19 protein-coding genes and 1 tRNA gene are annotated in these 21,417 nt (G+C 67.4%); 6 read left to right on the top strand and 14 right to left on the bottom strand.

The window, feature by feature from the left end:
- Nucleotides 1–20: 20 nt before the first annotated feature.
- A complete protein-coding gene (locus tag DIE04_RS13575; protein WP_044845175.1) occupies nucleotides 21–956 on the bottom strand; it encodes a glycosyltransferase family 2 protein in 936 nt (311 codons plus the stop codon).
- A 356-nt stretch (nucleotides 957–1,312) separates the two neighbouring features.
- On the opposite strand from DIE04_RS13575, the gene DIE04_RS13570 reads away from it, so the two are divergent.
- Nucleotides 1,313–1,389: transfer RNA gene (locus DIE04_RS13570), tRNA-Val, on the top strand.
- 229 nt (nucleotides 1,390–1,618) lie between these two features.
- On the opposite strand, the gene DIE04_RS13565 is transcribed toward DIE04_RS13570, so the two are convergent.
- Together DIE04_RS13565 and DIE04_RS13560 are read right to left on the bottom strand one after the other, a co-directional pair.
- Entirely contained in the window at nucleotides 1,619–2,500 is an 882-nt protein-coding gene (locus tag DIE04_RS13565; RefSeq protein WP_124520425.1) for a sigma-70 family RNA polymerase sigma factor, read from the bottom strand.
- Nucleotides 2,500–2,976, bottom strand: coding sequence for a carboxymuconolactone decarboxylase family protein (locus tag DIE04_RS13560; RefSeq protein WP_124520419.1), 477 nt, complete (start codon nucleotides 2,974–2,976; stop codon nucleotides 2,500–2,502). The genes DIE04_RS13565 and DIE04_RS13560 overlap by 1 nt, the downstream gene beginning before the upstream one ends.
- Before the next feature lie 586 nt (nucleotides 2,977–3,562).
- Between DIE04_RS13560 and egtB the strand changes: the two genes are divergently transcribed.
- The 5 genes from egtB to DIE04_RS29750 all read left to right on the top strand — a co-directional run bounded on the left by egtB (nucleotide 3,563) and on the right by DIE04_RS29750 (nucleotide 7,306).
- Nucleotides 3,563–4,801: an ergothioneine biosynthesis protein EgtB gene (gene egtB / locus DIE04_RS13555; RefSeq protein WP_124520421.1), complete on the top strand. Its 1,239-nt coding sequence runs from the start codon at nucleotides 3,563–3,565 to the stop codon at nucleotides 4,799–4,801.
- On the top strand, nucleotides 4,785–5,798 hold the full coding sequence (gene egtD, locus DIE04_RS13550) for an L-histidine N(alpha)-methyltransferase (RefSeq protein ID WP_124520423.1): 1,014 nt from the start codon (nucleotides 4,785–4,787) through the stop codon (nucleotides 5,796–5,798). Before egtB ends, egtD begins: the two co-directional genes overlap by 17 nt.
- Nucleotides 5,799–6,080: 282 nt before the next feature.
- On the top strand, nucleotides 6,081–6,383 hold the full coding sequence (locus tag DIE04_RS13545; protein ID WP_124486778.1) for a hypothetical protein: 303 nt from the start codon (nucleotides 6,081–6,083) through the stop codon (nucleotides 6,381–6,383).
- Between the two features lie 56 nt (nucleotides 6,384–6,439).
- The gene (locus tag DIE04_RS13540; RefSeq protein ID WP_044845180.1) at nucleotides 6,440–6,694 is read left to right on the top strand and encodes a glycine zipper 2TM domain protein; all 255 of its coding nucleotides are present in this window, start codon (nucleotides 6,440–6,442) and stop codon (nucleotides 6,692–6,694) included.
- A gap of 222 nt (nucleotides 6,695–6,916) precedes the next feature.
- The gene (locus DIE04_RS29750) at nucleotides 6,917–7,306 is read left to right on the top strand and encodes a hypothetical protein (RefSeq protein ID WP_185500352.1); all 390 of its coding nucleotides are present in this window, start codon (nucleotides 6,917–6,919) and stop codon (nucleotides 7,304–7,306) included.
- 260 nt (nucleotides 7,307–7,566) lie between these two features.
- Here the strand turns inward: DIE04_RS29750 and DIE04_RS13525 are convergent, their stop codons facing one another.
- The 11 genes from DIE04_RS13525 to fliP all read right to left on the bottom strand — a co-directional run bounded on the left by DIE04_RS13525 (nucleotide 7,567) and on the right by fliP (nucleotide 21,400).
- Entirely contained in the window at nucleotides 7,567–10,602 is a 3,036-nt protein-coding gene (locus DIE04_RS13525) for a type III restriction-modification system endonuclease (protein ID WP_124486780.1), read from the bottom strand.
- Nucleotides 10,602–12,620 carry a site-specific DNA-methyltransferase gene (locus DIE04_RS13520; protein WP_124520427.1) on the bottom strand — a complete coding sequence of 673 codons (2,019 nt, stop codon included), beginning with the start codon at nucleotides 12,618–12,620 and terminating at the stop codon, nucleotides 10,602–10,604. The genes DIE04_RS13525 and DIE04_RS13520 overlap by 1 nt, the downstream gene beginning before the upstream one ends.
- 359 nt (nucleotides 12,621–12,979) lie before the next feature.
- Nucleotides 12,980–14,110 (bottom strand): porin, encoded by a 1,131-nt coding sequence (locus tag DIE04_RS13515; RefSeq protein ID WP_124486784.1) that lies wholly within the window; start codon nucleotides 14,108–14,110, stop codon nucleotides 12,980–12,982.
- A 256-nt stretch (nucleotides 14,111–14,366) separates the two neighbouring features.
- The gene (locus tag DIE04_RS13510) at nucleotides 14,367–15,044 is read right to left on the bottom strand and encodes a response regulator (RefSeq protein ID WP_044845185.1); all 678 of its coding nucleotides are present in this window, start codon (nucleotides 15,042–15,044) and stop codon (nucleotides 14,367–14,369) included.
- 106 nt (nucleotides 15,045–15,150) lie between these two features.
- On the bottom strand, nucleotides 15,151–16,518 hold the full coding sequence (locus DIE04_RS13505; protein WP_044845186.1) for a sensor histidine kinase: 1,368 nt from the start codon (nucleotides 16,516–16,518) through the stop codon (nucleotides 15,151–15,153).
- Between the two features lie 76 nt (nucleotides 16,519–16,594).
- Complete coding sequence (locus tag DIE04_RS13500; RefSeq protein WP_124520428.1) at nucleotides 16,595–17,452, bottom strand: ABC transporter permease; 858 nt, start codon at nucleotides 17,450–17,452, stop codon at nucleotides 16,595–16,597.
- Nucleotides 17,453–17,476: 24 nt separating this feature from the next.
- Nucleotides 17,477–18,274 carry an ABC transporter ATP-binding protein gene (locus DIE04_RS13495; protein ID WP_044845187.1) on the bottom strand — a complete coding sequence of 266 codons (798 nt, stop codon included), beginning with the start codon at nucleotides 18,272–18,274 and terminating at the stop codon, nucleotides 17,477–17,479.
- Nucleotides 18,275–18,389: 115 nt separating this feature from the next.
- On the bottom strand, nucleotides 18,390–19,394 hold the full coding sequence (locus DIE04_RS13490; RefSeq protein ID WP_044845245.1) for an ABC transporter substrate-binding protein: 1,005 nt from the start codon (nucleotides 19,392–19,394) through the stop codon (nucleotides 18,390–18,392).
- Between the two features lie 134 nt (nucleotides 19,395–19,528).
- The gene (gene fliR / locus DIE04_RS13485) at nucleotides 19,529–20,320 is read right to left on the bottom strand and encodes a flagellar biosynthetic protein FliR (protein WP_124520429.1); all 792 of its coding nucleotides are present in this window, start codon (nucleotides 20,318–20,320) and stop codon (nucleotides 19,529–19,531) included.
- A 29-nt stretch (nucleotides 20,321–20,349) separates the two neighbouring features.
- On the bottom strand, nucleotides 20,350–20,622 hold the full coding sequence (gene fliQ, locus DIE04_RS13480; protein ID WP_006750427.1) for a flagellar biosynthesis protein FliQ: 273 nt from the start codon (nucleotides 20,620–20,622) through the stop codon (nucleotides 20,350–20,352).
- Between the two features lie 16 nt (nucleotides 20,623–20,638).
- Entirely contained in the window at nucleotides 20,639–21,400 is a 762-nt protein-coding gene (fliP, locus tag DIE04_RS13475; RefSeq protein WP_124520430.1) for a flagellar type III secretion system pore protein FliP, read from the bottom strand.
- Nucleotides 21,401–21,417: the final 17 nt, after the last annotated feature.

The following is a 21,417-nucleotide window of genomic DNA, read 5'->3' as shown; positions in this document are numbered from 1 at the left end:
GCGACAGGACCGATGGCCCGTCATAGCGTCTTCTCGACGATGAAGCGCGGGCGCTGCTTCGTCTCCGAATAGATCTTCGCGACATAGCCGCCGATTACGCCGAGGAACAGCAACTGCAGGCCGCCGAGAAAGTACATCGGGATCACGGTGGACGCCCAACCGGGCACCGAACGGTCGGTGAACAGCCGGATCGACAGCGCCCAGATGCCGAACACGGTCGAGGCCAGCGCGAGCAGCGCGCCAACGTACGCGCTCCATTGCAGCGGCTTCGTCGAAAACGACGCGACACCGTCCGACGCGAGCAGGATCATCCTCGCCAATGGGTACTTGCTTTCGCCGGCGAAGCGCGGCTGCCGGTCGTACCGGACGATCGCGGTACGGAAGCCCAGCAGCGGCACGATGCCGCGCAGGAACAGGTTGACCTCGCGGAAGCCGCGCAATTCTTCGATCGCCCGGCGGCTCATCAGGCGGAAGTCCGCGTGATCCGGCAAGATGTCGACGCCGAAGCGGCGCAGCAGCCGGTAGTAGCCGCGCGCGCTGACGCGCTTGAAGAAGCCGTCGCTGTCACGACGCTGCCGCACGCCGAATACGATCTCGGCGCCGGACTGGTATTCGCGCAGCATGCGCGGAATCGCGTCGAGGTCGTCCTGGAGATCGGCGTCGAGACTGATCAGCACGTCGCCGTTGACTCTCATGAGCCCGGCAAGCAATGCGTTCTGGTGCCCGTGGTTGCGCGACAGCTTGAGGCCGTGGATACGTGGATCAGCGGCATGGAAGCCTTCGATGAGGGACCAGGTCCGGTCGTGCGAACCGTCGTCGACGAAGGTCACGCCGCTCGCGCCGTCAATGATGCCGTCGCGGGTAAGCTGATCAAGCAGGATCGTGAGCCGGCGTACGGTTTCCGGCAACACGGCTTCTTCGTTGAAGCAGGGAATTACCAGATTGAGCGCGACCATACCCACCCCGATATCGTTACGCGTGCGTTGCGGTCTGCCGTCGTCACGAGGTGCTACTGGTTCATGCAAGGTGGCGCGCGGATCGTGCATCGCGCGCGCCTGTTCCCCGTGACCGGATCGGGCCGGTTCCTGCTCTTGATTGTCGTTCGCAACCCCCGGCCCCGGATTCGCGACGAATCCATTATGACGGAACGTACCCGGGCCCGGTGAGACGTCGCAGTGAGGATGAACCCGGATGCGATTGCGGTCTGCGCTCGAGCGCCGGACGATCCCCCAACGCATCCTCCCCGATTCAAAAAATTTTCACGAAGGGGCTTGCGCACCTCCAAAACCCTCTCTATAATTCGCGGCTTCTTAGGCTCGTAGCTCAGTTGGTTAGAGCACCACCTTGACATGGTGGGGGTCGTTGGTTCGAATCCAATCGAGCCTACCAACGAACAAAATGAAGGGGTCTGGCAGCTCGCATTGCCTACAGGCAATCCGGCTCGCCAACATACAAACGCCACGCGGCAACATCGCGTGGCGTTTTTCTTTTTGCGGCCGAAACTTCGCATGCGCGTGCCGATGCAGCGTGTGCGATCCACGCGCAACAAGCAGCCGGCAGCCGGCAAAGCAGAACGCAGAGCAGGGGAAGCGGGCGCAAAGCGCCCATCCGCCACCCCTCAATGCAGATGCCTCAACTTGTCAGGATTCCGCACGACATAGATCGCGACGACCTTCCCGCCCTCGATCTCGAGAGCCGTCGTCTGCAGCTCGCCATCCGCTTCCAGTGTGACGAACCCCGGCAGCCCGTTGACGAACCCCGCGCGCACGAGCTTCGACGCATGCGTGGCGAACAGCTCGGCGAGGTACGCGTGCAGCTTCATCACGCGCTCGAAGCCGAACACCGGCTTGCCCGCGGCCGTGCGCTTGCCGCCGCCGTCCGAATGCAGGCTCACGTCCTCGGCGAGCATCGCGCCGAGCGCGCGCATGTCGCCGCTGCGCGACGCCGCGAAAAACGCCTCGGCCAGCTCGATCCCGCGCTGCTTCTCGACATGAAACCTCGGCCGCGCCTCGCGCACATGCGTGCGCGCCCGCGCGGCGAGCTGTCGGCAGGCGGCCGGGTCGCGCTGGATCGTCGTCGCGATCTCGTCGAACGCGAGGCCGAACACGTCGTGCAGCAGGAACGCCGCACGTTCGAGCGGCGACAACCGTTCGAGCGCGAGCATCAGCGGCAGCGTGACGTCCTCCTGTTCATTTTCCTCGACGACCGGCTCGGGCAGCCACGGGCCGATGTAGGTCTCGCGCTGGTGCCGCGCGGACTTCAGCTGGTCGAGGCACATGCGCATCACCATGCGGCGCAGGAACGCCTCGGGCACGCGCACCTCGGTGCGATCGACGTCCATCCAGCGGATGAACGCCTCCTGCACCATGTCCTCGGCGTCCGCGACGGAACCGAGCATCCGGTACGCGACGCGCATCAGCGTCCGACGCAGCGGGTCGAAGCTCGCCGCTGCGTCGGCCCGGTCTGCGGCGCTGCCGGCGGCCGGATCGAGGTGGGTCATCACGCCACCATCTTCGCGGCAGCGGCCTTCGCCTCGGCGGGATCGATCCACAGCCCGAAGCCGACGGCCAGCCGGTTCCAGCCGTTGATCACGTTGATCATCACCGTGAGTTTCACCTGTTCCTCCTGGCTGAAGTGGTCGTTCAGCACCGCATACGCGGCCTCGTGCGCGCCATGGCCTTCTGAAAGCCGCGTGAGCGCGTCGGTCCAGCCGAGCGCCGCGCGTTCGCGGTCGGTGTAGCAGGGCGCTTCACGCCATGCGGCCAGCAGGTTGATGCGCTGCTCGGTCTCGCCTTGCTCGCGCGCCTCGACGGTGTGCATGTTAAGGCAGTTCGCGCACGCGTTGATTTGCGACGCGCGGATCTTGACCAACTCGATCAGTGTCGGCTCGAGGCTCCCGGCAGCGGCGACCGAGACGGCCATCCAGTTCTTCATCATTGCGGGCGCGGCGGCGAACGGATTGAGTTTCGCAGTCATGGTTCCTTCTCCTTTCGTGTGGGTTCCGGCGATATGACGAGCGAGCCCTGCGCGCCTGTGACATCGACGCAAAAAAATTTTCAAAAGCCGGGAAGCGCGCGAAGGGCAGAGCGGTTGAACGGCGGTGTCGAGGTCCGCGACACCGCCGCGCGGACCCGTGCCGATTTCGATTCCATGGCGCCGCTCGCGTGGCGAACCCGTGTCATCCGTTCTTTCATGACGCCGGTGTGGATGTCATGAGGCGTCGGCATGGCGAACCCGCGGGCATGCACATTGCGTTCACCCTCCGAGCCCCCCTCATGACGGGCATCGACGGTTCGTCACGCCGCCGCTCCGCGCATGGTCGATGCTTTCATTTTTCTTTCGCGCTCGTTTCACCCGAAATCCGATTCGCGACGTTCACATTTCTGGCCCATACTGTTCTGCACGGGTAGATGAAGTCACGCCGCACCAGCGGCCCGGCTCGCGCGCCGGCTGCCCGACGACGCAGCAATGAAGGTCGCACGTCAGCCGCGCGCATCCGAGCGCAAGGCTTTCCTTTTTCCGGCAACGCAACGCAGCGAATCGCGACGTGAACGGTAAACCGATGAGCCTCCTTGCATCCCAGCTTCAGCGCCGTTACCAGGACGTGCGCGCCCATAGCATCGCGTTGACCGCGACGCTGTCCGCCGAAGACCAGGCCGTGCAGTCGATGCCCGACGCGAGTCCCGTGAAATGGCATCTCGCGCATACGACCTGGTTCTTCGAAACCGTCGTACTGATGCGCCGCGTGCGCGGCTACGCGCCGTTCGACGACGCGTTCCAGTTCCTCTTCAATTCCTATTACGAAGCGCTCGGCCCGCGCCATCCGCGGCCGCAGCGCGGGCTGCTCACGCGTCCGTCGCTCGATGAGGTGCACGCGTACCGGCGGTACGTCGACGATGCGATGCTGCGCGCGCTCGACGGTGCCGATCCGGCGTTGCTCGCCACGATCGCGCCCGAGATCGAGCTCGGCCTGCATCACGAACAGCAGCATCAGGAACTGATCGTCACGGACATGCTGCATGCGTTCTCGTGCAACCCGCTCAAGCCCGCGTTCCGGCCGCGCAGCGGCGCCAATGCTCACGCCGGGCACGCCGCCCGGGCCGCGGGCGATGCCGGCCCGCTGCGCTGGCTGCATCAGCCGGGCGGGCTCGTCGAGATCGGCCACGATGGCGCCGCGTTCTCGTTCGACAACGAACGGCCGCGCCATACCGCGCTCGTGCGTCCGTGCGAGATCGCGAACCGTCTCGTGACGAATGCGGAATTCGCGGCCTTCATCGCGGACGGCGGCTATGTCCGCCCCGAATACTGGCTGTCCGACGGCTGGGCGACGGTGCAGCGGGAAGGGTGGCAAGGGCCCGCGTACTGGATTCCCGGCGACGACGGTGATCCGGCAGCCGCACACGCCTGGCGCGCGTTCGGCCTGCACGGTGTCGAGCCGCTCGCGCCCGATGCGCCCGTGTGTCACGTGAGCTTCTACGAAGCGGCGGCGTATGCGGAATGGGCCGGCACGCGCCTGCCGACGGAATTCGAATGGGAGGCCGCGTTCGGCGCGGATGGCATCGCGCAGATGCTCGGGCACGTATGGCAGTGGACGCGTTCGTCCTACGAGCCGTATCCGGGCTTTCGGCCGCTCGCAGGCGTCGCCGCGGAATACAACGGCAAGTTCATGGTCGGCCAGCAAGTCCTGCGCGGCAGCAGCATCGCGACCCCGCCGGGGCACGAACGGCCGACGTACCGCAATTTCTTTCCGCCGGCCGCGCGCTGGCAATTCACGGGAGTGCGACTTGCGCGAGACGTCTGATCTGACGGCCACGAGCGGTGGCCTGCAACCCGCCCGCGATGCGCGGCCGAGCGCGTTCGAGCGCGACCTGATCGACGGGCTGTCGCGCACGCCGCGCAGCATTCCGCCGAAATACTTCTACGATGCGGCCGGCTCCGCGCTGTTCGATCGCATCTGCGAACTGCCGGAGTATTACCCGACGCGTACCGAACTCGGGATCCTGCGCGATCGCGCGGCCGAGATCGTGCGGCGCGTCGGCCCGCATGCGGACATCGTCGAATTCGGCGCGGGCTCGCTCGAGAAGATCCGCGTGCTGCTCGACGCGTGCGCGGACAACTATGCGAACGCGCCGGCGCGCTACGTGCCGATCGACATCTCGGCCGACTACCTGCACGGCGCGGCCGCGCGGCTGCGTGCCGCGTATCCGTGGCTCGACGTCGCGCCGCTCGCGGCCGACTACACGAAGGCCGAGCAGCTGGCCGAGCTGACCGGCACGCCACGCCGGCGCATCGGCTTCTTTCCCGGCTCGACGATCGGCAACTTCTCGCCGGAGGAAGCCGATACGTTCCTGCGCGACGCCGCGCGGCTGTTGCGCGGCGGCGGCCTGCTGGTCGGGGCGGATCTCGTGAAGGACGAACGCACGCTGCATCACGCGTACAACGACGCGCAGGGCGTGACCGCCCAGTTCAACCTGAACCTGCTCGCCCGCGCGAACGCGGAGCTCGGCGCGGATTTCGATCTCGACGCGTTCTCGCATTGCGCGTTCTACGACCGTGAGCTGCAGCGCATCGAGATGCATCTCGTCAGCGATATCGCGCAGACGGTGCACGTGCGCGGCCACGCGTTCCGCTTCGAGGCCGGCGAACGCATCCACACGGAGAACTCGTACAAGTTCACGATCGACGGCTTCCAGGCGATCGCGCGGCGTGCGGGCTTCGAGCCCGACACCGTGTGGACCGACGCGGACCAGCTGTTCAGCGTGCACTGGCTGCGCAGCGTCGACGATATCCGCGCGTAACGTCGTCGCGAGTCGTCGCGATCCGCTCGCACGGCGTGCGCGCGGGACGCGTGCGGTCTGCGTCGCCGGCCCGCGCGCCGGCAAAATTTCCCGACTCTCCCGATTCGATGCGTCGTTGCAACGGCGTGTCGAATCGCTCGTCACCCTTGTCCCGTAAGGCTTCGCGCCCCTCCGTAAACGTCCGTTACCGGTCTCGCATACCGGTTTCACCTGTGTCCGCCCGTGGTGCCTAGACTCCGAACCGTAGTCACATGACGCACGACACGTGCAGGGAGTCGCGAAATGAGCAAGAAACTTATTCTCGGTGCAGTTCTCGGCGTAGCGGCGCTGGCAGCTTCGGGCATCGCATCGGCCCACGTCGACCTGGCGGTCGGCATCGGCGTGCCGGGCGTCTATGCGGCGCCGGCGCCGGTCTACGTCGCGCCGCCGCCGGTGACGTACGCGCCGGTTGGCTACTATCGCGATGACGACTGGCGTGAGCGTCAATGGCGCGAACACGAATGGCGCCGTCGTGAATGGCGCGAGCACGAGTGGCGCGAGCGCGGCTGGCGTGACGGCGACGGCTGGCGCGGCCGCTGGAACTGAACCGGGCAACCGGTTCATGAGGACACCGAGCACGACGACGAGAGGAGTGTGATCGCATGATGCCCATTCGACACATCAGGTATAGCGCGGCGGCCGCCGTCGTCGCGCTCGCAACGATCGGCAGCGCGCACGCGGCGGGCTGCATGAAGGGCGCGGTGGTGGGCGGCGTCGCCGGCCACTACGCGGGACATCACGCCGTGGTCGGCGCGGTCGGCGGCTGTATCGTAGGCCGCCACATGGCGAAGAAACACGAGCAGGAACTGGCCGCGCAGCGCAAGGCCGCAGCGCAGGGCGTGCAGCCGGCGCAGTAAGCGTAGCCACCGGCGGAACGGCGCGATCGCGCCGTCTCCGCCTTTCATTTCCCTTGTCGGGTGGCGGCCGACCGGCCGGTTCATCAAGCGTGCCGAACGCCGGCGGATCGATCCGACGAAACCGCGCCGCGCGCGCCGTTACGATCATTTACAACGCCGCGCCGCACGAAGCGCGCGCGTACCTAGAATGCAGTCACTCGAACGCGCTCCAGGGAGCAAACAATGAAAACGCAACGATATCTGTCCGTGCTCGCAGCTGCGCTGCTCGCACTCAGCGCCGTTTCCGCGCAAGCGGCGGGCGGCGGCAATGGTGGTGGCGGTGGTGGTGGCAACGGCGGCGGCCATGGTGCCGGCGGGATGGGCGGCATGGGTGCCAATGCGGGCGGCATGTCCGCCGGCCACATGAGCGGTGAAGCGCTGAGCAACTCGAACGGCATGCACGCGGGCGACCGCGACAAGGGCCTGTCGCGCGCAGCCGATCGCTCCGATTCGATCGCCGATCGTGCCGGCGCGCAGCCGGGCAGCGGTCACGGGCGCTCGCACGGGCATACCGCGCATGCATCGAAGTCCACGCGCCACGCGCATCGGAACGCATTCGGCCACACGCTGTAAGCGCGGCGCACGCATGCGGAAGAAGGGCGCTTCGGCGCCCTTTTTCATTGCCAGCGGGCCAAGGGGCGCTGCGGTGTGTCGCGTTGCTCGTCGCGCATCGACCCCGATTTGCAACCAGCCGTAACCGCACGCACGAACGCGCCAGAATACGAACCGCTTTCACGCGAATGACAGGCGGATTCGCTCCCTCATACGCGAGCATCGCGGCAGCGCCGCGGCCCGCGTCATGAAAAAAGGGCGGCTCGTCGCCGCCCTTTGTTTCAGCGTCCCGCGCCCGCCAGCGGCGCGACGGCTGCAACAGGCTCGAACAACGCGTCGGCCTGCCTGACGCGCACGAACCGCGCGGCCGCTCCGCCGTCCACCAGCGCCCGGAAATGCGCTTCGCCGCACGCGAGCTTCGCGCGCTCGTGCTCGCTCGTCACGTCGCCGTCGGCATTCGGCGTATCGACGACGAAGTACAGCCGCTCGCCGCCATCCTGCTCCGCGAGCACCGCCCAGTCGGGGTGATAGCTGCCGAGCGGCGTCGGCACGCGGAACCATGCGGGCAGCTTCGCGTACAGCTTCACGCCGTCGTGCGCTTCCAGCGCATCGGCGAACGCGCGCTCGGCGTCGGTCTCGCACACGACGGCCTCGTGGATCGACTTCCGCGCATCCGGCCGCAGGTTGCGCAGATAACCGGTCAGCGCCTCGCTCTCGAACGACTCGAGCGCATGCACGTGGCGTTCGCCGAGCTTCCGGTACGCGATGCCGGCAACCAGCGCGAGCCGCTTGCAGCGGTTGATCGCATCGGCGGCCAGCGCGATGAACTGCTGCGGATTCACGCGGAAATCGTCGAGCCGGCCGCTGTCGGCCAGGATCGTCGCGAGCGAGCGGCGCGTGAGCTGCGTGCGGTCCTGCAGTTCGGTGAGCAGGTCGGGCAGCGGCAGCTCGCCTTCGTCGATCAGCACCGTGCCGGCGCCGGCCACCTCGATCGCCTCGATGCCGGCCTTGCCGATGTCGATCTCGGCCTTGCGCCACTGCAGCCGCGCGCGCGCGATGTCCGGCGCGTCGCGCAGCGCGGCCGTGCAGTCGCGCACGAGCTTCGCGTTGTCGAACTCGACGCTGTACACGGTGCGATGGCGGATGCGGTCCCACAGCGCGCGGAAGTCGTCGCCGAACACGACGGCCTTGCCCGACGCGTCGCGCCGCAACGCGATCGCGCGCCGCTCGTCCGCATTGCGCACCGCGAAGCGGCCCGACAGCTTGCGCAGCGTCGCGACGATCGGCGCGCGCAGCGTCTCGAACGCCGCGGGCAGCACGAGCGCGCTCTGGCGCAGCGCATCCTTCAGCCGGTCGAGCACCTTGCCCTGCGCGTCGACGTAGCCCTGCTCGTGCAGATGGGTCCACAGCACGCGCGACAGCTCGATGCCGAGCGCATGCGCGGGCCCGTCGCCTTCCTGCACCGGCAGCGCCGCGAACTGGTGTTCCTCGACGATCCCGAAACGGATGCCCGTATCGGCCTCGATTTCCTTCTGCAGGTTCTCGGCGAACGACTCGTAGCGCTCGGTCGCGATCACGGTGAGCGTGTTTACGCCCGGATCGCGCACGCGTTCGCCGTCCTGGTCGACGGCGAGGCGCAGCCCGCGGCCGAGCGTCTGGCGACGCTCGCGCTCGGTCTGGATGTCGCGCAGCGTGCAGATCTGGAACACGTTCGGGTTGTCCCAGCCTTCCTTCAGCGCCGAGTGCGAGAAGATGAACTTCAGCGGCGTGTCGAACGACAGCAGCGCTTCCTTCTCGCGCATGATGAGGCCGTACGCGCGCTCCGCGTTCTCGCGGGCCGCGGCGCTGCTTTCGCTCGTGTCGGTCCAGCCGCCCTTGCGGTCGATCGAGAAGTAGCCGTTGTGCGCGCGCTCGACTTCGAGCGCGACGTCGACGCCGTCGAACAGCGCACGATAGGCCGGCACACGCGCCGCGCGCGCATATTCCTCTTCGAAGATCAGCGCGTAGTCGCCCTTCACCGGCATCCCGTTCTCGTCGTAGCGGCGATAGCGTTCGACCGAATCGACGAAGAACAGCGACAGCACCTTCACGCCGCGCTCGGCCAGGCGCAATTCCTTGTCGAGATGCTCGCGGATCGTGCGGCGGATCATCTCGCGCTGCACGGCGAGCGTGTCGATGTCGCCGAACGCCTCGCCGAGCGACAGGAACGCCTCGCCTTCCGGATGGCGCAGCTCGACGTACTCGGCGCCCTTCACCGCATGCACTTCACCGATCCGCAGCCCCGCGTACAACGCGCGCCTGGTCAGGCGCTCGAGATCGTCGCCGTCGGTGGCCGTCACGATCTGGCGCTTCACGCCGGCCGCGGTCGCGACGTCGAGCTCGATGCGCGCGCTGATCGCGCCGCGCCGGTTCGACACGCCGACGAGCCGCACGTAAGGCTTGTTGTGCGCATCCTCGACGATCGCCGACGCGATCTCGATCTGCTTGACGAGCTTGCGTTCGTACGCGTCGACCGCATCGAGCCGGTACACCATGTGGTGACGGTCGACGTGCGTGGCCGAATAGCGCAGCGTGCAGAGCGGCGCCATCGCGGCGAGCGCTTCGCGCCCGCGCCCCTCGAGCCCGCCGTCGACGCTTTGCGGCTCGTCGACGATCACGATCGGCCGCGTCGCGCGGATCAGGTCGATCGGCTTCTCGCCGCCGGTCTTCTCGCTGTCTTTATAGAGGTTGTTGATCTCTTTCTTGTTGATCGCGGCGACCGTCATCACCATGATCTGGATCGCCGCGCTCGCCGCGAAGTGGCGCACCTGGCCGAGCTTCGCGGAGTCGTACAGGAAGTAGTCGTACGGCACGCCCGCGTACAGCGCGCGGAAATGATCCTCGGTGATCGAGAGCGTCTTGTGCACGCCTTCCTTGATCGCGATCGACGGCACGACGATCACGAACTTCGTGAAGCCGTAGCGGCGGTTCAGCTCGAAGATCGTGCGCAGGTACACGTAGGTCTTGCCGGTGCCGGTCTCCATCTCGACGGTGAAGTCGCGCGAGCCGGGCTGGCCGGACGGCGGCAGCCCGCCGCGCAGCTGGACGTCGGCGAGGTTGCGCGCGAGCGCGTCGTCGGTCAGCGACAGCCGGTTGCCGACGCCTTGCTCCGACACCGCGAAACCGAGCGAGCCTTGCGCCGCGGCCGTCGTGCCGGGCGCGGCGTTCGCGAGCACGCTGAAGTCGCCGCGATACGATTCCTGGCCGCGAAACAGGTCGCAGACGGCGTCGATCGCCTCGCGCTGGTAGTCGAGATCCGCTTCGAAATGCAGCCGCATCACAGGCTCCGCACGCGCTTCACGCCGTGCTGTTCGAGCAGCGCGGCGAGATTGAGCTTCGCGACGTCGTCGACGAAGCCGCTGTCGCGGAACAGGCACGTGACGTCGCGCGTGGCACCCGTCGCGTCGAGCAGCTCGACGATGCCGTCGGCGAGCGGGCCCGCGTCGTCGCGCGCGACGCGCGCGTCGAAGCACGCGACGATCGAGCGGCCGATCAGGTGCACGGTCTTGCCCGCGACCGGGTGATGCTCGACCGGCGTGCACAGATCGAGGCCGAGCTTCAACGTGAGTTCGGCGAGCAGGTCGTCCTCGCTGCGGCCGGTCTTCACGTGCTCGACGGAGGCGAACAGCGCGTGGTCGAAGTCGTCGCGGCGCGGATCCCATTCGATCACGTTGGTCGTATCGAGCCGGTACACGCGGAAACCGAGGTCGCCATAGCTTTCCGGGAAGTCGCGCGCGACCTGCTGCGCTGCGCGGCGCAGGCGTTCCTTCGTGATTTCCGCGAGCGTCAGCGGCTTCTTCAGCTTCGCGCAGAAATCGGCGGCCGCGAGCTGTGTCTTGTCGCGGCGGTCGAGCGCCTCGGGCAGCTGTACGAGGATGTAGCGGCGCGCGCCGCCGTCGGTCGCGTTCACCTGCATCACCGCGTGGCCGGTCGAGCCGGAGCCGGCGAAGCAGTCGAGCACGATGTCGTCGCCGCGCGTGCACCAGCCGATCACGGCCGCCGCGAAATCGACCGGCTTCGGCTGGTCGAACGGGATGCCGAGCGTCTTCAGCAGCGCGTCGTCGGAGCCGGCGAACGGCAGCACCGACGGCACGTTCTCGTACATGTTCTCGTCGAGGTAGTAGATCCGCTGCGGCTGCGTGGTTTCATCCGGACCGAATTCGATCTGGCCGCGCTCGATCAGCGCCTGCATCGTCGCGGGCGGGTTGCGCCAGCCGCGCGCCGGCATCGCGCACGGCTTGCCGGTGACCGGGTGGATCAGCGGCGTGAAATACTCGTCCGGTGCCTTCTTCTTGTTCGGCCACGCCATCGACACGAGGCGGTACACGCGCCCGTCGGCCGACAGCCGGTCGTACATCACCTCGCCGCCCGACAGGTTGGTCTGCGCCTTCATCCACGCGCGGTAGGCCTTTTGCGCGTCCTTCGCGTTGCCGCTGCGGTACACCGCGTCGTGCGCGGCATCCAGCATGCGCTGCGCGTTGCGCTTCGGGCGCTTCAGCGGCGCTTGCTCGAGCAGCGTCTCGGCGTTGCGCGCGAACAGCACCAGCGATTCGTGCTGGTACGCGACGCCGCGCGCATCGCCCTTCGGGTTGCGCTTGTCCCACACGGCGACGCCGAGCTCGTTCTCCTCGCCGAAGATCTCGCGCAGCATCAGCACGAGCGCATGCACCTCGTGCTCGTCGATGTGCACGGCAATCAGCCCTTCGTCCGACAGAAGCGCGTGCGCGAGCTTCAGGCGCGGATACATCATGTTCAGCCAGTCGGTGTGGAACCGGCCGTTCGCCTCGGTGTTGGTGCTGCGCTTTACGCCGCCTTCGGTCTGGCCCGTCATCGCCAGGTAGTGGCGGATGCTGTCGCTGAAGTCGTCCGGATAGACGAAATCGCTGCCGGTGTTGTACGGCGGGTCGATGTAGACGAGCTTCACCTTGCCCGCGTAGCTCTTGTGCAGCAGCTTCATCACGTCGAGGTTGTCGCCCTCGATCACGAGGTGGCGCGTGTCGTCCCATGCGACGCTGTCGGCAGGGCACGGACGCAGCGTGCCCGTCGACGGCGTGAGCGCGGCCTGGCGCGCGCTGCGCTTGCCGTGCCAGTGGAAGCCGTAGCGCTCGTCGGCGTCGCCGACGGTGCGCTCGCCGACCAGCGCCTTGAGCACGTCGACGTCGACCGACGCGCCGTCCGGGCCTTCGGTCACGAGTTCGGGGAACAGCGCCTTCAGGCGCGCGACGTTATCGGCGGTGAAATCCGTCGACATCGCCTGCGGGCTCGCCGCATCGAGTTTCTGCATCGTTTTTTCCATCGGAGCCCGGCCGCGTGCGCCAGGACGTCGGGCGCACTCACGGCACCGGCGGCAATGGCCACCCGGGCAAACCCGAAACGCTAGCGAGTCGGTCGGCGCAGGTCAAGCACCGATGTGAGGCGATCGTGCGCGCATCGGCCGCGATCGCCCGCCCGACGGGCCGCAAGCGGCTTCGGGCCGGTGGTCGCGGCGGCGGCCGACCGGCGTTCCCCGGGGGCGCTGCGCGGGCCAAAAGCGACGAAAAAAAGGCGAAAAAAAGGGCACGGTCAGCGCGATGCGCCGCCGTGCCAGCATGGAGAATCCCGGATGGAGGGTGTGGCGGAGCCCGGCGGGCCCCGCCCGGATGACCGGCCCTCGGGTCAGAAGCGCGTGCGGATGCCCGACGTCAGTTCGAGCTGGTTCTTCGCGCCGAACGTCGACGACACCTTGTAGCCGCCATGCAGCTTCATGTAGTCGCCGGCCAGATACACCTCGGTGCGCTTGCTCAGGTGGTAGAACACCGACCCATAGATCGTCTCCTTGAAGCCGTTGCCGACGCCGTTGGTCAGGCTGAACGCGCCGAGGTTCGCGTTCGGCGTGAAGCCGTCGGCGTTGTACGCGGCGTTCTTGATGCGCATCTGTTGATAGCCGAGCTCGTAGTCGAGCGCGCCCTTCGGCGCGATCTTCATCGACACGGTCCACGAATCGTCGTGGCGCTGGCCGAGCGCGCCCTGGTCGCCGTTGTAGCGGAAGTAGCCGGCGTTCAGGCGCACGATGCTGAACGCGTAGTCGCCGCCGACCGAGAACGTCTGGTTCCTGAAGCCGTTGTGGTTCACGTGGTTGTAGAAGCCCGACACGGCGAACGGCCCGCCGTTGTAGCCGAGCGCGACCTGGTATGCGGAGCCGGTCGCGAACGAGGTCGAGTTGCTGAACTGGTAGCCGGCGCTCGCGAAGATACCGTTGCTGAACAGCTTCTTCCACGCGACGCCGTTGTTGTAGCGCGTGCCGGTCGGGCCGGCCGCGTAGAAGATCATCTGCTTGAAGTTGTTCGAGTTGGTCCAGCCGCCTTCCTCGGTCGTCAGCTTCGCGGAGCCGTACGCGTCGCCGTAGATCGCCGACGCGTCGCGCGCGATCGTATTCTGGAAGCCGGCCGTCAGCTTGCCGAAGCGCTCGTCCTCGACGCCGACCCAGGCGTCACGGTCGAAGATCTGGCCCTCGTCTTCCATCTGGCCGTTCGCGACCACGAATTCGCTTTCGAGGCGGAAGATGATCTTCGTGCCGCCACCGATGTCCTCGGCGCCTTTCAGGCCCCAGCGGCTGCCGCTGAACCACGGCTCGCCTTCGTTGCCCATGCCGATCACATGGTTGCCGTTGGCGTCGGCGTGGGTCCGGTAGGTCGGAAAGCTCAGGTCCATCAGGCCGTAAAGCTGCACGCTCGACTGCGCCTGCGCCTGGGTGCCGGCGCACAGGCCTGCCGCCGCGATGGAAAGGGCAAGGGTTTTTCGTTTCAAGATCGTCTCCTCCGAGCTGCCGCATTGAAATCTGTTTGTTGGCAGTACGTAATGTATGCCGATTGTTGCCGACCACAGCGAGAGGGTCGACGCATAGCATCGTAGAGGGGGCAATCCTTCACGCCGCTTTCCCGGAGGAAAGAATCGGATCGGTGAAAACACCGAAATCGCAATAATCGGGAATCGGGCAGGCGGGCAGCCCGCGGGCTGCCAAAACAACGTTACGTGCTGCGAATCGATGCCGCGGGCCGCGCCGTCAGTCCTGCGCGGTCTTCGCGCGCAGGATATAGCCGAGCCCGCGCAGCGTGATGATCTCGGCCGTGCTGAGCGCGAGATGCTTGCGCAGCCGGTGGATGTAGATGTCGATCGCATCCGCGCTCGGCTCGTCGTCGAGCGCGAACACGCTGTCCATCAGCCGCGCCTTCGATACCGTCTTGTTCTGCTGCAGCATCAGCGTTTCGAGAATCGCATGCTCGCGGCGGCGCAGCGCGAGCACCGTGTCGCCGCAGCGGAATTCACGCGTGCCGAACGCATAGACGAGATCGCCGCACACGAGCTGCGTCGTGCCGACGCCGGCCTGCCGGCGGATCAGCGCGCGGATCCGCGCGACCAGCTCGCGCGATTCGAACGGCTTGACCACATAGTCGTCGGCGCCCGCGCCGAAACAGTCGACCTTGTCGTCGACCGAGCCGTGCGCGGTCAGCATCAGCACCGGCACGTTGTCGTTGCGGCGCCGCAATCGCGCGAGCACTTCCTTGCCGCTGATGCCAGGCAGCCGCATGTCGAGCAGCACCGCGTCGTAGCGCTCGGTCTTCAGCACGGTATCGGCGCGCTCGCCGTCGCCGACGCAGTCGACCGCGAAATCCTCGCCGCGCAGCAGGTTCACGATCCAGTGCGCGAGTTCGGCGTTGTCTTCGACCAGCAGGAGTTTCATGGCGACTTCATCTCTTCAAGGAAACGTCGGGCCGCCCCAAGTTTCCCGCCCGGCAGGTAGTCCCCTTGGGGGGCCTGGCGCGCAGCGACAGGTTTGGGCGCACTCTTCAATCGTACGCGGGCAGCCGCACGGTCACGACGATACCGCGATTGCCGGGGCCCGGCGCGAGCGACGCGCTGCCGCCGTGCGCCTGCGCGATCTCGCGGACGATCGCGAGGCCCAGGCCCGAGCCTTCGGTGTCGGCCGACACGCGGTAGAACCGCTTGAACACGTGCGGCCGCGCTTCGGCCGGAATGCCGGGGCCGTTGTCGACCACCTCCAGCACGACCGCGGCGCCGTCGCGCCGTGCCGCGACCGTCACGCAGCCGCCCGGCTGCGTATAGCGCACGGCGTTGTCGACGAGGTTCATCACCAGCGCGGTCAGCAGGCTGTCGCTGCCCGCGACGTCGAGCCGTTCGCCGAGATCGGCGCCGAGGTCGATGTCGCGCTGCTGCGCGAGCACGATGGTTTCCTCGAGCACGCTCGACACGACGGCCGCGAGATCGACGCGATGCGTGAGCAGCGTCGACGGCGTCGCTTCCGCGTGCGCGAGCAGCAGCAACTTGTCGGTCACGTCGGCCATCTTGCGGCTGCTGCGCTGCATGCTGTCGAGCACCGACGCCAGCTCGCGATCGTCATGGTCGCGCTGCTGCGCGTACTGGATCTGCGTGTCGAGCACCGCGATCGGCGTGCGCAGCTGGTGCGCGGCGTCGGCAATGAAGCGGCGCTGCGTGGCCGTGTGCGTATTGAGCCGCGCGATGCACTGGTTGATCGCGTCGACGATCGGCCGCAGCTCGTGCTGCAGCCGCTCCGGGCGGATCGGCTCCAGTTCCATCGGCCCGCGGTCGGCGACGTCGTCCTTCAGCTTCATCAGCGGGCGCAGCTCGAGCGTGAGGCCGAGATAGACGAGCACGATCGCGAGCACCAGCATCAGCGACAGGCGCACGAGCTGCGGCCGCCAGATCGTCGCGACCATCGCGTCGTACGAGCGCGTCGTCTTCGCGACGATCACCGTGACCGTCTCGATCTGCCCCTCGTCGTACAGCTGGCGGTCGTAGGCGGCCGCGCGCAGCCGCACGCCGTCGAGCGACGTGTCGTACAGCGTCGGCTCGACCCCGTGCCGCCCGGGCACCGCGAGCGCCGGGTTGCCCGCGAGCAGCCGGTCGTGGCCGTCGATTACCTTGTAGAACACCGAATCGCCCGACGGCGATTCGAAGATCTCCAGCGCGGCCGGCGGCACGTCGGCCGCCGGCCGCCCGTTGCGCCATTCGACGTCCTCGCCGATCGTGCGCGCGGACGCGACGAGCGCGCTGTCCTGTACGAGCCCGGCCGTGCGCCGCGCGGTGTCGTACGACATCGCGCCCGCGATCAGCACGAAAGCCGCGAGCGGCAGCAGCAGCCACCACAAGAGCCGCCCGCGCAGGCTGTGCGCCATTCCGTCTCCTCAATGCCGAACCGCGCCGGGGTAACCGGCGCGGTTCGGGCGTGTCATTCGATGATGCGTGCGTTGCTCAGAACGCGGCGGGGCGCCACTTGAGCAAGCGCTTCTCGAGCCAGGTCAGCAGATAGTCGGCGGCCAGCGCGACCACGGCCAGCACGATCATCGCCGCGAACACGCCGCTCGCGTTGAACGCGCCCTGGGCGGTGGAGATTAGCAGGCCGATGCCCTGCTTGGAACCCAGGAATTCGCCGACGACCGCACCGACCAGCGCGAAGCCGAAGCTCACGTGCAGGCTCGCGAGAATCCACGACAGCGCGGACGGAATCACGACCGACGTGGTGATCTGCCGGCGCGACGCGCCGAGGATCTGCGCGTTCGCGATCAGGTAGCGGTCGGCTTCGCGCACGCCCTGGAACGCGTTGCCGAACACGACGAAGAACACCATCACGACGGCCAGCGCGATCTTCGACGCCATGCCGAGGCCGAGCGCGATCACGAAAATCGAGCCGAGCACGACGCGCGGGATCGAGTTCGCGATCTGGATATAGAGGCCGAACACGTCGGACATCAGCTTGTTGCGGCCGAGCACGATCCCGCAGAGCACGCCGGCGACCGAGCCGATCAGGAAGCCGATCGTGGTTTCCTCGAGCGTCACCCAGACCTGCGTAAGCAGCGGCCCTTGCGACGTGCCGTTCGCGAACCAGTCCTGGAGCTGCGCGAAGATCAGCGTCGGCTGCGAGAAGAAGAACGGATCGATCCACTTCAGGCGCGCGGCGAGTTCCCAGCCGCCCAGCACGACGACGAGCACGGCGATCCGCAGGCCGATGATCAGTTGCCGGCGGCGGCGCAGCCGGGTTTGAGCGGCACGCGACTCGTCCTCGAGCGACGTTGCCGGAATGGCGGTGGGGGGAAGCGTCATGTCGGTCATGCTCCTGTCCTGTCCTTGCTGCTGTCAGCCGATCTGCACTTCTTCGCGCAGGTCGTGCCAGATGTCCTTGGAAATTTCGATGAAGCGCGTGTCGTAGCGAATCTCCGACGTGACGCGCGGGCGCGGCAGGTCGATCTCGTACACGCGCTTGAGCGTCGCGGGGCGCGCGGTCAGCACGAACACGCGGTCGGCGAGCGCGATCGCCTCCTCGAGATCGTGCGTGACGAACACGACCGAGCCCTTGTTCGCGGACCACAGCTGCAGCAGCTCGTCCTGCATCAGCGTGCGCGTCTGCATGTCGAGCGCGGAGAACGGCTCGTCCATCAGCAGGATTTCCGGCTGGTTGATGAAGGTCTGCGCGAGCGCGACGCGCTTGCGCATCCCGCCGGAGAGCTGGTGTGGGTAGTGTTTCGTGAACTTGTCGAGGCCGACCTTGCGGATCCATTCCTCGGCCTGCGCGTAGGCGACGTCCTTCGAGCGGCCGCGAAACAGCGGGCCTGCCGCGACGTTGTCGATCACGTTGCGCCACGGGAACACCGCGTCGGCCTGGAACACGAAGCCGATGCGCGGATCGATCCCGTCGACCGGGCGGCCCATCACGCGCACCTCGCCGGAAGCCGGCTTCAACAGCCCGGTGATCAGGTTCAGCGTGGTCGACTTGCCGCAGCCGGTCGGCCCGACGATCGCGATGAACTCGCCGCGCGCGACGCTCATGCTGAAGTCGCGCAGCGCGACGGTGGCCTTGCCTTCCGGCGAAATGAAGCGGCACGACACATTGCGAAACTCGATCGCCGGTGTGCTCGGAGAAACTGCCTGGGTCATCGCATTCGTCCTGCGGGTGATGAGGGCGCCGCATCGTGGCGGCGCCGGGCCGGTCAGCCGGGCCGGAACGGGGAACGCGCGGCGGCGGGATCGCCGCCGCCGGCGCCGAGATCGATTACTTCGCGTTCACGAAATCGTTGGTGTAGGTGCGCGCCAGGTCGATGTGCTTGCCCTTCACCGACGGGTTGAACGCCGACAGCACCTTCAGCACGGTCGCCGGGCCGTCGGCCGGCATCTTCGCGTCGGCGGTGTACATCGGCAGCGATGCCTTCAGCGCGGACACGTACAGCGCCTTGTCCTTCTGGTAGTCGGCCGGCATCTTCGCGGCGATTTCCTCGGCGCTGTGCGTGTGGATGAACTGCATCGTCTTCGCGAACGCGTGCGCGAGCTTGGTGGCTTCGGCCTTGTGCGAATCGGCCCACGCCGACTGCACGTACAGGCTCGCGGCCGGATAGGTGCCGCCGAGCGCGGCGCGCGTGCCTTCCAGCGTGCGCAGGTCGACCAGCACCTTCGCGTCGCCCATCTTCTCGAGCGCGGACACCGTCGGCTCGGTCGTCATCCCGGCGTCGATGCGGCCCTGCTTGATCGCGGCGATGAAGCTCGCGTCGGCGCCGACCGGCAGCATCGTGTACTGCGTCGACGGCACGCCGTGCTGCAGCGCGAGATATTGCGTGAGGAAGCTCGTCGACGAGCCGAGGCCCGTCACGCCGAGCGTCTTGCCCTTCGCGTCGGCCATCGACTTGAAAGTGGGTGCCGCCTTGGTCGACACCATCTCGACCTCGCCCGGCACCTGGCCGAACACGGCGATCGCCTTCACGTCCTTGCCCTTGCTCTGCAGGTCGATCGTGTGGTCGTAGAAGCCGACGACGCCCTGCACGGCGCCCGCCAGCAGCTCGTTCTCGGCGTCGACGCCGGCCGGCTGCGACAGCAGCTCGACGTCGAGCCCTTCGGCCTTGAAGTTGCCGAGCTCCTGCGTGAGCCGCGCGGGCAGGTAGATCAGCTTCGCGATCCCGCCGACCATGATCGTGATCTTGCCGCCGTCGTCGGCGAAAGCGGGGTGAGCGGCGAGCGCGCAGCTCAGGCTGGCTGCCACGGCGAGGGTGCGCAGGATGGGTCGCATCGGGGTCGTCTCCTTCGTTGTATTCGTATGGCGCGATGCTTGCTGCATCGTCCTGACGAGTATAGGAAGGCGAAACCTTCTGCAACCTTTCGCGGGGTGGCGGTTCCTTTAGGGGTTTTCCAGCAATCGGCGGCTCAAGCGGCCTGGCGCCAGCCGAGCAACACCCGCCCCATCGCATCCAGCCCCATGTCGAACAGATGCGACACGAACGGCACGAGGTTCGGGATCATCAGTTGCACGAGCAACAGCCCGACCAGCATCGTGACCGGAAAGCCGATCTGGAAGATGCCGATCTGCGGCGCCGCGCGGTTCAGGATCCCGAGCGCGAGGTTCGCGATCAGCAGCGCCGCGACGACCGGCAGCGCGAGCAGCAGCCCCATCTCGAACACGGTCGCGCCGAACGCGGCGAGCGTGCGCCAGCCGGGCGCGTGCAGCAGGTCGGCCGACACCGGCAGCGTCTGGAACGACGCGGCCAGCGCCGCGAACACCTGCAGGTGGCCGTCCACCGCGAGAAACGCGAGCATCGCGATCGCATTCAGGAAGCGGCCCATCGCCGGCGTCGCGCCGTTCGAATGCGGGTCGAAGAAGGTCGCGAAACCGAGCCCCATCGACAGGCCGATGAAGTCGCCGGCCGCCTCGACGGCCGCGAACACGATCTGCATCGTGAAGCCCATCGCAACGCCGATCAGGAACTGCGTGACGACGATCCAGATGCCCTGCGCGGAGAACACCGTGACGCCCGGCATCGCGCCGAGCGTCGGCGCGACGACCAGCGCCAGGAACGCGGCGATGCCGATCTTCACGCGCACCGGCACGGCCGCATGGCCGACCACGGGTGCCGTCGCGACGAGCGCGAGCATCCGCACGAACGGCCACAGGAAGGCCGTCAGCCAGCCGTTGAGCTGCGCGTAGGTAACCGAGAACATCGGGGGGGAACGAAAGCCGGACGCGCCGCTCAGCCGGCGCCGAGCGTCGCGACGTGCAGCAGCGTCTGCCGCAGGTAGTCGAGCATCGTCGTCAGCATCCACGGGCCGGCGATCACGAGCGTCGCGGCCACCGCGAGCAGCTTCGGGATGAACGACAGCGTCGATTCGTTGATCTGCGTCGCGGCCTGGAACAGGCTCACGACGAGGCCGACCGCGAGCGCGACCAGCAGCAGCGGGGCGGCCAGCAGCAGGCCGACCATCATCGCCTGGTGCGCCAGCGTCATCACCTGTTCGGGTGTCATCGTGCGCGTCCTCCGCTTACGTGAAGCTCTGCGCGAGCGAGCCGATCAGGAGCTGCCAGCCGTCGACCAGCACGAACAGCATCAGCTTGAACGGCAGCGACACGGTGGACGGCGACACCATCATCATCCCCATCGACATCAGCACGCTCGCGACGACCATGTCGATGATCAGGAACGGGATGAAGATCGTGAAGCCGATCTGGAAGCCGGTCTTCAGCTCGCTCGTGACGAACGCGGGCACCAGCAGCGACAGCGGCACGTCTTCCGGGCCCTGCATCGGCGCGGCCTTCGAGATCTTCGCGAACAGCGCGAGATCGGTCTCGCGGGTCTGCTTCAGCATGAAGGTCTTGAACGGCGCGACGCCGCGCTGCACGGCCTGCTCCATCGGCATCGAGCCGTCGGAAAACGGCTTGTAGCCGTCGGCGTACGCACGGTCGAGCACCGGTGACATCACGAAGAAGGTGAGGAACATCGCGAGGCCGACCAGCACCTGGTTCGGCGGCGTCGTCGCGGTGCCGAGCGCCTGGCGCAGCAGCGACAGCACGATGATGATGCGCGTGAAGCTCGTCATCATCAGCAGCATCGCCGGCAGGAACGACAGCATCGTGAGCAGCAGCATCGTCTGCACGCTCAGCGAATAGGTGGTGCCGCCGTTCGGGCCCGGGCTGGTGTTGAACGCGGGCAGGCCGGCCGCCTGCGCGCACGCGAGCGCCGGGGCGGCGCAGAGGATCAGCACGGGCGCGAAGCGCGCCGCGCGACGCAGGAATTCGTGTTTCATCGGAATGCGAGTACGGA

Origin of the sequence: Burkholderia sp. Bp8994 (assembly GCF_003853805.1) — a bacterium.
Taxonomy (GTDB): Bacteria; Pseudomonadota; Gammaproteobacteria; order Burkholderiales; family Burkholderiaceae; genus Burkholderia.
Note: the sequence above shows the minus strand (reverse complement) of the source record. Positions and strands in the feature narration are given on the sequence as shown.